Below are 9,793 nucleotides of genomic sequence, written 5' to 3'. Positions count from 1 at the left end.
CTGGCCAGCCACAAGAAGAAGCACACCGTCGCGTGCACCGCGATTGCCCGTGAACTTGCCGGTTGGTGCTGGTCATTGGCCGTGATGGACGAATAATTCTGCAAGACTCGCCTCTCATATCATGCCAAGTGGAGCATGCAGCGTGAAGAGCGCATCAGCGGAAGGCCTATGAGCAGCATCCCAAGAGGTGCCACGCTCGATCCTAGACAAGCTGGTTGCTCTCGCCGAAACAGGGTCATGCGGTAACCAACCCGCGTATGTCAGACTGACCACGCGTCACCAAGACACGCCGCACCACCGGGTCGATCAGGGAGGTGAAAAGCACCCGCTCGGCAATCCAGCCGAGCGGGTGCTAACCCATGCCTACTTGACAATTACGGGCACATATCAGGCCTCGGGCACGACTTCCCCGTGGCCATCTTCGCGCAGGCCCGCGCGAAGCGCTTGCGCGTTCTTGTCCATGGCCACCGGATCCGGGTTATCGGCCGCATTGGACAGGTCGAAGTCCGCCAGCGAGTTGGTCGGCCAGACATGCACATGCAGGTGCGGCACCTCGAATCCGGCGATCATCAGGCCCGCGCGCTGCGCGGAGAACACGCGCTTCTGGGTGCGCCCGATCTTGGCCGCGACCAGGGTCAGGTGCGCAACCAGCTCGTCGGAGGCATCGGTGAACTCGTCGATTTCCTCGCGCGGAACCACCAGTGCGTGCCCGTCGGAGAGCGGCCCGATGGACAAGAACGCCACGCAGGTTTCGTCCTCCCACACGAAGCGGCCCGGGATCTGCCCGTTGATGATCTTGGTGAACAGCGTACTCATTGCTGCCTTTCTTGCTCGATGGCTGAATTCTAGTGGCGGTGCTTCTCGTCGCTCGTAGCGACCGGCGCATCCGGGTAGGAGCAGTATTCGGACCAGCTGCCGGGGAAGAGCCCCAGCGGGATCCCGGCACTTGCCGCGGCCAATACCTGGTGCGCCGCGGTGATCCCCGAACCGCAGTAGGCGGCCGATCCCGGCCTGTGGGCACCCAGCGTCACGAAGCTGGAATGCAGCACCTCCGGCGCCCGGAAACGCATCTGCGCGTCGAGGTTGTCGGTGGTGGGACGGTTCAGCGCACCGGGAATATGCCCGGCCACCGGGTCGATGGGCTCCTCGATGCCCAGGTAGCGCGCGGTGGCCCGCGAGTCGATCAGGGTGCCGGGCAAGGTGTCCAGCTCCTCGTACTCCACCACCGGCATCCGGCCCCACGACAGCGAAACGCTGCCCTTGGCGGCCTGCTCGTAGCCCAGCGCCAGCTCTCCGCCGGCGTCCGTCCAGGCCCCGAGCCCGCCGTCGAGCACCTGCACGCGGTCGAATCCGGCATGGCGCAGCAGCCACCAGGCCCGGGCCGCGGCGAGGGCTCCGGAGTTGTCGTACGCCACCACGTGGCTCTGGGCGTTGATGCCCCAGCCGCGCGCGGCCTGCTCGAAGTCCGCCGGCAAAGGCAGCGGGTGGCGGCCGGTATGCTCGCCCGGCGCACCGGAAAGCTCTTTTTCCAGGTCAGCGAACACCGCGCCGGGGATATGCCCGGCAGCGTAGCTCTGCGCCCCGTCGTCGCGGCCCAGGACCCACCGCACATCGAGCAGCACCGGCTGGCCCCCGGCGTCCAGGATTTCGCGAAGCTGCGCGGCGCTTATCAAGGGGTTCATTCGTTGGTGCCTCCCAGCAACTCGTCGAGATGATGTTCGATTCCAGGTTCCAAGCGCACATAGCTGCATCCTGCCCGCTGGGCGATCGCGCCGAGCTGGCGATCGAAAAGCCCCAGTCCGTCGGCGTTGAGCAGCCCGTCGTGGATCGGCATCCAGCACTTCGCATCCACGGCCACCGCGAAGTCGGCAGCCTCGGCCATCTTGCCCCACGGGGCCATCACCGGCAGCAGCAGCACATCCGGCTGCGCCCCCACCGGCACCTGGTAGCTGTCGCCCGGGTGGAAGACCTCCAGCTGGCCTACCGCGCGGTCCCCCAGGAGGTAGCCCACGTTGGCAACCACTGCAATGGAATGGTGGATGGTGGCGTGGGTGCCTCCGAAAGTCCGTACGCGAATGCCGCCGACAATGAAGTCGGCCCCTGCTCGCACCGTCACCACCTGGGATTGGGCCGCTGGCGGCAGCTGGTCGCGCATCGCCTGCGCCAGCGCGGCCGGCGCGTAGAGCTCCAGGATGGAATTCGCCTCCAGCGCGGCGGCAATGGCCGGCTGGTCGGCATGGTCAGCATGCTCATGGGTGACCAGCACGGCATTGATGCCGTCGAACGCGTCGTCAAGCTGCGAAAATCCGCCCGGATCCAGCAAGACCTTGCCGTCGATCGTGCTCGCTTCCAAGCAGGAATGGCCCCTAAGTTTGATGCGCATATCCTTAGCGTAGGCTCAGCGCCCCGCCCATGCCAGAGCCAGACACGCATTGCAACGCAAAGTTGGCTAAAATTGAGGGAAACCGCAGGTGATTGGCCCAGTTCGCTGGCTCATTGCCGGTCCGCAACAAACTCAAGGAATGGTGCACGTCGATGTCCCAGCCAGAAACCCGGGTCACCAAGCAGCGCCTGGCCGTCACCGAGGCACTGGGCGAGGTCGATGATTTCGCCACCGCCCAGCAGCTGCATCGCTGGCTGCAGGATTCGGAGAAAAAGGTTTCGCTGGCCACCGTGTACCGCCTGCTGCAGTCCATGGCCGACGATGGCCTGGTCGATGTGCTGCGCAGCGGAGATGGCGAAGCCCGCTTCCGCCAGTGCGTCACCGAGGTCCACCACCATCATCTGGTCTGCCGCGTTTGCTCCAAAACCGTCGAGGTACTTGCCCCTTCCGTCGAGCGCTGGGCCGCTCGGGTTGCCGCGGAGCACGACTTCTCCGATCCCGAGCACACCGTGGAAATCTACGGCCTCTGCGCCGACTGCCGTGCCAAAGCCAAGGCTGGCGCCCCCGCTGCCTCGTAGCCCTTTCCGCTGCCTGGACCTGGGTCCAGCGGACTGTTCGGCGCCCCAAGAATTCGGTAATCCACAGCTGAATCATTCGAAGACATATTCGAGCAATGGGCGTATACTAGTACTATGTTCGAAGCAAAGGCGCAAGGAAACAGCCTAGCCCGCCCAGCAGATCAGCCGGATTTCGAATCCCACCTGATCCAGCTGCAGAACGACCTGTCATGGTTCCATGACCACGGCGGCAAGGCCGCGTGCGCCCGGGTTATCGAGTCCGTCGAAGGACTGGTCTCATCCTTGCGCTATCAGCAAGCCGGCCTGGCTCACCAGTTGGAGAAGGAAGTCCTGCGCGAGAATGAAGAGCGCGGCACCAACATCGATGACCAGGTCCGCGGAGCGGCCAGCCGCGTTGCCATCGCCCGCAAGCAGACTCAACGCGGTTCCAGGAACTACCTGGCCAATTGCCGCATCCTCTTCGAGGACACCCCGAATATCGCTGCCGCATTCTCCCGTGGTGAATTCACCGAAGCGCAGATCAACGCAATGCTCACCCCGCTGCAGGAAGTCCGGCCATTGCGCCGCACCGAGTTCGATGCGATCTACGGGCAGAATCCAGACATGTTCGAATCCATGGGCCCCAAGCGCATCAAGGAAACGGTCACCAGCTTCACGATCAAGTACGCATCGGACCGGGAAGACAAGAAGCTGAAGGAAGCCAACCAGCAACGCTACGTTCGCTTCCGCACCGATCGGGAAGCAGGGTGCGTCTTCCTCCAGGCCCGTCTGCTTATCGTTGGCGGAACCGGATTGCAGATGACGCTGCGAAACCAGTCATGCAGGATCAAGCGCAAGGGCGATGCCCGCACCCGCACCCAGATCCAGGCCGATCTGCTGGCCCGCTACATGTTCTTCGATGAAAACAATGAGCAGAAGATCAACGTCCAGCTCGGACTGGTCATGACCGATAGAGCGCTGTTCATGGGTGATCGCGAACCGGCCTACTTGGAAGGCTACGGCTTCATCCCCGCGCAGACTGCGCGGGAACTCATTGGCGGCCACCAGATTCCCAACGAGCTGACCTTCGCGGAAATGGAAGCCGAACTCGCCCCCGAGAATATTGAGCGGATCGAAGTGATGACGGAGATAACTCGTCTCTACACCGCTCCCGGGGACCAGGAACTAATCGCGATGGATTCCAAAGCCCGGATCTTCCCGGATAAGCTCAAGAGGTTCATCGGGATTCGCGATCGGCATTGCCGAACGCCCTTCTGCGACGGGCTGGTCGAAGAAACAGACCACGTGCTCCAGTATGCACGTGGCGGCAAGACGACCGTGGCCAATGCCTCGGGCCGTTGCGCGACCTGCAACAAGGCAAAGCAGGCCGACGGCTGGTACGAGTACACCGCTTTCCGCGATCGGCACTCGATGATGATCTGTCCGGGCTCGGCGATGTCCTATCGATCCACTGCGCCACCGGCAACTGGATTCATGCACAAGCCATTCCCGCAACTAATGCGCGACTCGAAATGGTTCGCTGATTTCAAGGAACGGCTCACCAGGCCCGACGGACCAGGAACTACTGAAACCTAGGCAGCGGCGCGCGTTCTGCCGCGCGGCCCCTCCCTATTCTGCAATTTACCGCACGAGGGCCAGCCCCGGACCCGTCAGGCCCACAGCGTGCTTGCCTCGGCCTGAAACCAGCATCAGCAGTTCAAGGCGCGGTCCTGCGATCTGCGGGCCGATGCCCAGCCGGAAGTCTTCGTCTTCGCTGCACAGCTGGACCCTGCTCGCTAATTCCTTGGCACCCCCGACACCCTGCGGGGTCGCTGCCTGGTATTTGATTGCTGGCTCCAGGGATTCTGCAGGATAGGCCCGTTTCAGGCCCACGGCACGACGGATGTCTTCCCCATGGGCGATTTCCTCCACCAACCTGCTGGCAAGCGGAACCGGTGGAGTGGCCCGCAAAGCCGCAACCTCGACGAGCCTGCGCAATGTCCCATCGGGAGTCGCGGCCTTCTCGGCGGCCACGCCATTGTCGTTCTGGCGGTCCAAGCTGAATCCGGCCTTGGCCATCCCGGCAAGCAGGCGGAAGAAAGTCGCACGCGCGTTATCTGCCAAATGAGCAGCCACGTCATGGACGCTCCACCCATCGCACAGGGAGGGAACTTCCCACTGATCCGGATCCAAAGTTCCCAGATCGTCGATCAGGGCCAGGCGTTCGGCATGCACCAATGGCCAGATCTCACTGGCTGGAATTTTGCTCATGCTCCAGCTTGGAGGTTCGGCTGCTTGCTAGTCAACCGGGCCCGGAACCAGCGGGGGCGCGCTGGCCGAATGCAGCTCCTAGACTTGGTGGCGGCGAGGGGAACGCACCGCTTCGATTCCGCGGCAGACCACATAGATCACGAACGAAATCGTGGTCACATATGGACTGATCGGCAAGGAACCAGCCAGGGCAAGAAGGATGCCGCCCACGACAGCCAGTTCCGCGAACACGATGGAGAGCACGACGGTGATGACCGGATTGGAGCTCACGCGCATGGCGGCTGCGGCGGGCGTGATCAGCAGCGCCAGCACCAGCAAGGCACCGACCACTTGAATCGTCACCGCTACAGCCAGCGCCAGGATCATCATGAAGACGATGGACAGGCCAGCAGTGCGCACGCCCCGGGCATTGGCAACCACCGGGTCCACCGAAGCGAAGGTCAGCGGACGCCAAATAACCAGCAGCGCGATCACTACCACCGCCGAAAGGACCAGCATTCCTGTCAATTGCACGTCATCCACGGCCACGATCTGGCCGGTCAGCAGGCCAAACTTATTGGCGCTTCGCCCTTCATACAGCGACAGGAACAAGATGCCCAGGCCAAGGCCGAAAGGCATCAGCACGCCGGTGATGGAATTTCGATCCCGCGCCCGGGTTCCGAGAATGCCAAGGATCAGCGCCGCGATCATGGACCCGAACACCGAGCCAGTCACCACGTCGGCGCCGATGAGCAAGGCGAAGGCCGCCCCCGCAAAGGACAGCTCAGCGATGCCGTGCACGGCGAAAGCCATGTCCCGCATCATGATGAAGATGCCGATCAGACCGCCAACCACGCCCAGGACTGCACCGGCAATCAGGGAATTGGTCACCAGCGGAAGCAGCAGTCCGTAATCCTGGAAGTTGAACGCCTTCTCGATGAGATCCGAAAAGTCCATGTCCTGCTCCTACTTTCCGGTCTCTAGATCGATTTCTTCAACGTGGTCGTGCCCATCGGCCGGCAATGCCCGATTGCCATCGCCCGAGACCACCACGATGCGGCCATTGACCCGCAGCACCTCGACCGGAGCACCGTAAAGTTCGGTGAGCACCGCAGACTGCATGACTTCATCCACGCTGCCCAGATGGAAGCGACCTTCGGCCAGGTACAAGACGCGGTCGACATAGGGCAGGATCGGGTTGATCTCGTGCGTCACGAAGACTACCGCGCTGCCGCGCTCTGCGGCCTGGCGGTGAATCACTTCGCTGATCGCCTGCTGGTGATTGAGGTCCAGGGAGAGCAGCGGCTCGTCGCATAGCAGGACCCGGGGATCGCTGGCCAAAGCCTGCGCTGCGCGCAGGCGCTGCTGCTCGCCTCCGGAAAGGTCGGACACCGCACGGTTGGCGTAGGCGGTAGCGCCGACCAGTTCCAGCAGTTCGTCGACCTTGTTGCGCACGGCCCTGCGGGCCACGCGAATCCCGGGCCGGGTTCCATCCAGTCCCAGTGCGACCAGGTCGCGAGCGCGCAGGGGAACGTTGTCCCCGAAGGGGCGCTGCTGCGGGATCAACCCCACGGCAGCCGACCCCCGGCGCACGGCCTCCCCGGCGATCGAGACCCTGCCTCGATTGAGCGCGGTGGTGCCGAGCATCGTGTTGATGAAGCTGGTCTTGCCCGAGCCGTTGGGCCCTAGAACTGCAAGGAACTCCCCCGCCGCTATGGATAGGTTGAGTTCATCCCAGAGCACGCGGGAGCCATAGGCAAGGCGCGCGTCTTCAAACCTGACGATGGGGGTCTCTGTCATTGACTGCTTTCTGGATTGCGCTGGCTGAGGATGGGCCGGCAACGAAAAACTGCGGCACCCGTAATGGGTGCCGCAGTCAATCGTATCAGTTGCGAGTCATTCGCAATATGCACTCAGGGGTGAGCTTGAGCTAATTTGCCCGTTTTTCGCTGCGAGGCGGGTTGACGCGTTTTCGCGTGGTATCGGTGATTTCACCGACCAGCACCTCGATCACGTCCTCCAGGAAGAGCACGCCGAGCGTTGCCCCCGACTCGTCGACAACCGCCGAAAGGTGGTTGCCTTCCTGCCGCATCGCTTCCAGGGCGGCCTCGATTTCGGTGTCCTGCTCCAACCGGCCCAGCGGGTGCAATGGCAAATCAAGCAGTGGCTGCGTGGAGTGGGCATCATCGATGAGCATCACGTCCTTCACATGCCAGTAGCCCACCGGAACCTCGTTCTTGGTGATCACCATGCGCGAGAATCCGGTCTTGCCGACCTTCTTCTCGAAAGCGCGCGCGGTCGTCTGCCCGTATTCCAAGGTGAACAGGTCATCCAGCGGAACCATGCAGCTGCGCGCGGTAACCGAGGAGAATTCCAGCGCTTTGGTCAAGCGTGCGGCATCGTCCTCATCCAGCGCGCCTTCCTCGGATGAAGCATCGATGATCGATCGGACTTCAGCGGCGGTATACGAGCTGGCCACCTCATCCTTCGGTTCGATACCGAAGGCGTGCAGCACCAGGTTCGCCACGCCATTGAGCGACGCCGTAATCGGCTTGAGCACCTTGGACAGGCCGACCAGTGGCATGGCCAGCAGCAGCACGGCCTTGTCCGCAACGGAAACCGAAATGTTCTTCGGCACCATTTCGCCGAAGGTCACGTGCAGGAAGGTCACCAGGATCAAGGCAATCAGGAACGCTACGGTGTCCGCAGCTGATTCGGCCATGCCGATCATGGTCAGCGGTTCGGCCAGCAGGTGGTGGATCGCCGGCTCCGAAATATTCAGGATCAGCAGCGAGCAAACGGTAATGCCCAACTGGCACACCGCGAGCATGATCGAAACATGCTCCATGGCGTACAGCGCGATCTTTGCCCGCTTATTGCCCTCGTCGGCCAAGGGTTCAATCTGCGAACGACGCGCACTCATCACCGCGAATTCGCCGGCAACGAAGAAGGCATTGCCAGCCAGCAAGACAATCAGCCAGACCAGGCCCATGAAGTCATTCATTGCCATCCTCCTGCACTGCTGGTTCGAAACGAACCTGCGAGATGCGGCGGCCATCGAGCTCGGTCACCGTGAAGGTGCCGTGCTCGGTGGCGACGCGGTCATTGAGTTCAGCCAAGCGGCCCAGTTCGGCGAGCATGAAGCCGCCGATGGTTTCGTAGGTCGACTCTTCCGGGATGACGTCCGTATCGAAGTTCTCGTTGATCTGGTCCGGGCGGTACATGCCCGGGAACAGCCAGTTGCCGTCGGGCTGGGTGACTGCTTCCTCCTCGTCCTCGTCGTGCTCATCGGAAACTTCGCCGACGATTTCTTCGACCAGGTCTTCAAGGGTCACCAGTCCAGCGGTTCCACCGTATTCGTCCATCACGATCGCGACCTGGAACTCGGCGGCGCGCAACTGCTCAAGCAGCACATCCAGGTGAATGGTTTCCGGAACGTACAGCGCGTCGCGGGCGAACTCGCCGACCTGCAGCGCTGCGCGGCGTTCGCGGGGCACCGAGACAATTGCCTTGACGTGGCAGATGCCTTGGATTTCATCGGTGGAGCCGGTGGTGACCGGGAAACGCGAGAATCCGGTGTCCGCGCTGACCTCGATCAGCTCGGAAAGTGCCGCCTCGGAATCAATGGTGGACATCGAGGTTCGCGGGGTCATCACGTCGGCGGCGGTGCGCTCGGAGAATTCAATGGTGGATTCCACGAAGCGAGCGGTCTGCACATCCAAGGTGCCCAGCTGAGCCGAACGGCGGACCAGCGATGCCAGTTCCTGCGAGGAGCGGGCCGCGGAGATTTCTTCCTTGGCTTCGAGTCCGAAGAACTTGCGCAGTACCGCATTCGAGAAGCCGTTGAGCACGATGATGGCCGGCTTGAAGATGGCGGTGAAAACCAGCTGCGGGCGGGCCAGCAGCTTGCCAACCTTCATCGCCTGGGCAATTGCCATGTTCTTCGGGACCAGTTCGCCGATCAGCATCGAAAGCAAGGTGGCAACGACCATCGAGATCACCACGGCAATGGCCAGCGAGCTTGCGGCCGGAATGCCGAATTGTTCCATCAACGGCTCGAGCAGCGCGCTCATTGCGGGTTCAAGCACGTAGCCGGTCAGCAGCGTGGTCAGCGTAATGCCCAGCTGGCAGCTGGACAGCTGGGTAGAGAGGGAGGTGAGGCACTGCAGCAGCGGCTTGGCGCCACGCTCGCCGTCATTTACGGCACGCTGCACGGTGCTTTTATCCAGGGCGACCAGGGAGAATTCCACGGCCACGAAGAAGCCGGTGCCGAGAATCAGCAGCAGGCCGAAAAGTATTGAGAGCCATTCCATAGGCGTTTACCGCCGCCTATTCACTGGCGTGCGAAGTTCAGTTCCAGTGCCGACAGGGCGGCAACTAGAAGGCTCCAAAAGGGAGGCGGAACTTCCTGAACATGGACTGTTGTGGCCGGCACTGCGCCCTTGGGCGGCACACCGGCTTGGAGAGTGGGATTCCATAGTGCGAATTAGTCTATCGAACGAAGGGCCATTGCGCACCACTTCGACACATGCTCGCCCAGCGGTGCTTTGGATACGCTGAACGGCATGTTAGGCGCAACACTTTCGTGACATTACATACGTGC

At 62.4% G+C, this 9,793-nt stretch carries 10 protein-coding genes; 2 read left to right on the top strand and 8 right to left on the bottom strand.

The features are described from left to right. Positions 1 to 387: 387 nt before the first annotated feature. The 3 genes from ACNPM8_RS00895 to ACNPM8_RS00885 are packed head-to-tail and all read right to left on the bottom strand — an operon-like array spanning position 388 to position 2,383. Positions 388 to 816: an HIT family protein gene (locus tag ACNPM8_RS00895; protein WP_448939039.1), complete on the bottom strand. Its 429-nt coding sequence runs from the start codon at positions 814 to 816 to the stop codon at positions 388 to 390. A gap of 29 nt (positions 817 to 845) precedes the next feature. Further along, positions 846 to 1,682 (bottom strand): sulfurtransferase, encoded by an 837-nt coding sequence (locus ACNPM8_RS00890; RefSeq protein WP_105658388.1) that lies wholly within the window; start codon positions 1,680 to 1,682, stop codon positions 846 to 848. After that, positions 1,679 to 2,383, bottom strand: coding sequence for an MBL fold metallo-hydrolase (locus ACNPM8_RS00885; RefSeq protein ID WP_133834478.1), 705 nt, complete (start codon positions 2,381 to 2,383; stop codon positions 1,679 to 1,681). Before ACNPM8_RS00885 ends, ACNPM8_RS00890 begins: the two co-directional genes overlap by 4 nt. Positions 2,384 to 2,535: 152 nt before the next feature. Here ACNPM8_RS00885 and ACNPM8_RS00880 point away from each other — a divergent pair, with 152 nt between their 5' ends. Continuing rightward, a complete protein-coding gene (locus tag ACNPM8_RS00880) occupies positions 2,536 to 2,961 on the top strand; it encodes a Fur family transcriptional regulator (RefSeq protein ID WP_105658386.1) in 426 nt (141 codons plus the stop codon). A 114-nt stretch (positions 2,962 to 3,075) separates the two neighbouring features. Then, the gene (locus tag ACNPM8_RS00875) at positions 3,076 to 4,536 is read left to right on the top strand and encodes an HNH endonuclease (protein ID WP_448939038.1); all 1,461 of its coding nucleotides are present in this window, start codon (positions 3,076 to 3,078) and stop codon (positions 4,534 to 4,536) included. Positions 4,537 to 4,581: 45 nt separating this feature from the next. Here ACNPM8_RS00875 and ACNPM8_RS00870 read toward each other — a convergent pair whose 3' ends face one another. From ACNPM8_RS00870 to ACNPM8_RS00850, 5 genes are all read right to left on the bottom strand, one after another. Continuing rightward, positions 4,582 to 5,211 (bottom strand): maleylpyruvate isomerase family mycothiol-dependent enzyme, encoded by a 630-nt coding sequence (locus ACNPM8_RS00870; protein ID WP_133834480.1) that lies wholly within the window; start codon positions 5,209 to 5,211, stop codon positions 4,582 to 4,584. A 78-nt stretch (positions 5,212 to 5,289) separates the two neighbouring features. Then, positions 5,290 to 6,147, bottom strand: a complete 858-nt coding sequence (locus ACNPM8_RS00865) for a metal ABC transporter permease (protein ID WP_105658383.1) — start codon at positions 6,145 to 6,147, stop codon at positions 5,290 to 5,292. A gap of 9 nt (positions 6,148 to 6,156) precedes the next feature. Next, the gene (locus tag ACNPM8_RS00860) at positions 6,157 to 6,990 is read right to left on the bottom strand and encodes a metal ABC transporter ATP-binding protein (protein WP_105662569.1); all 834 of its coding nucleotides are present in this window, start codon (positions 6,988 to 6,990) and stop codon (positions 6,157 to 6,159) included. A 130-nt stretch (positions 6,991 to 7,120) separates the two neighbouring features. Beyond that, the gene (locus ACNPM8_RS00855) at positions 7,121 to 8,194 is read right to left on the bottom strand and encodes a hemolysin family protein (RefSeq protein ID WP_166650811.1); all 1,074 of its coding nucleotides are present in this window, start codon (positions 8,192 to 8,194) and stop codon (positions 7,121 to 7,123) included. Further along, positions 8,187 to 9,503 carry a hemolysin family protein gene (locus ACNPM8_RS00850; RefSeq protein ID WP_105658381.1) on the bottom strand — a complete coding sequence of 439 codons (1,317 nt, stop codon included), beginning with the start codon at positions 9,501 to 9,503 and terminating at the stop codon, positions 8,187 to 8,189. The genes ACNPM8_RS00855 and ACNPM8_RS00850 overlap by 8 nt, the downstream gene beginning before the upstream one ends. Positions 9,504 to 9,793: the final 290 nt, after the last annotated feature.

The organism is Glutamicibacter sp. AGC46, assembly GCF_053543715.1.
This window is presented reverse-complemented; position numbering and strand designations above follow the sequence as displayed.

Bases quoted from the DNA above. Each gene is read 5' to 3' on its own strand.
- ACNPM8_RS00860 (WP_105662569.1), bottom strand. From the start codon at position 6,990: ATGACAGAGACCCCCATCGTCAGGTTTGAAGACGCGCGCCTTGCCTAT.
- ACNPM8_RS00890 (WP_105658388.1), bottom strand. From the start codon at position 1,682: ATGAACCCCTTGATAAGCGCCGCGCAGCTTCGCGAAATCCTGGACGCC.
- ACNPM8_RS00875 (WP_448939038.1), top strand. From the start codon at position 3,076: ATGTTCGAAGCAAAGGCGCAAGGAAACAGCCTAGCCCGCCCAGCAGAT.
- ACNPM8_RS00865 (WP_105658383.1), bottom strand. From the start codon at position 6,147: ATGGACTTTTCGGATCTCATCGAGAAGGCGTTCAACTTCCAGGATTAC.
- ACNPM8_RS00880 (WP_105658386.1), top strand. From the start codon at position 2,536: ATGTCCCAGCCAGAAACCCGGGTCACCAAGCAGCGCCTGGCCGTCACC.
- ACNPM8_RS00855 (WP_166650811.1), bottom strand. From the start codon at position 8,194: ATGAATGACTTCATGGGCCTGGTCTGGCTGATTGTCTTGCTGGCTGGC.
- ACNPM8_RS00870 (WP_133834480.1), bottom strand. From the start codon at position 5,211: ATGAGCAAAATTCCAGCCAGTGAGATCTGGCCATTGGTGCATGCCGAA.
- ACNPM8_RS00885 (WP_133834478.1), bottom strand. From the start codon at position 2,383: ATGCGCATCAAACTTAGGGGCCATTCCTGCTTGGAAGCGAGCACGATC.
- ACNPM8_RS00895 (WP_448939039.1), bottom strand. From the start codon at position 816: ATGAGTACGCTGTTCACCAAGATCATCAACGGGCAGATCCCGGGCCGC.
- ACNPM8_RS00850 (WP_105658381.1), bottom strand. From the start codon at position 9,503: ATGGAATGGCTCTCAATACTTTTCGGCCTGCTGCTGATTCTCGGCACC.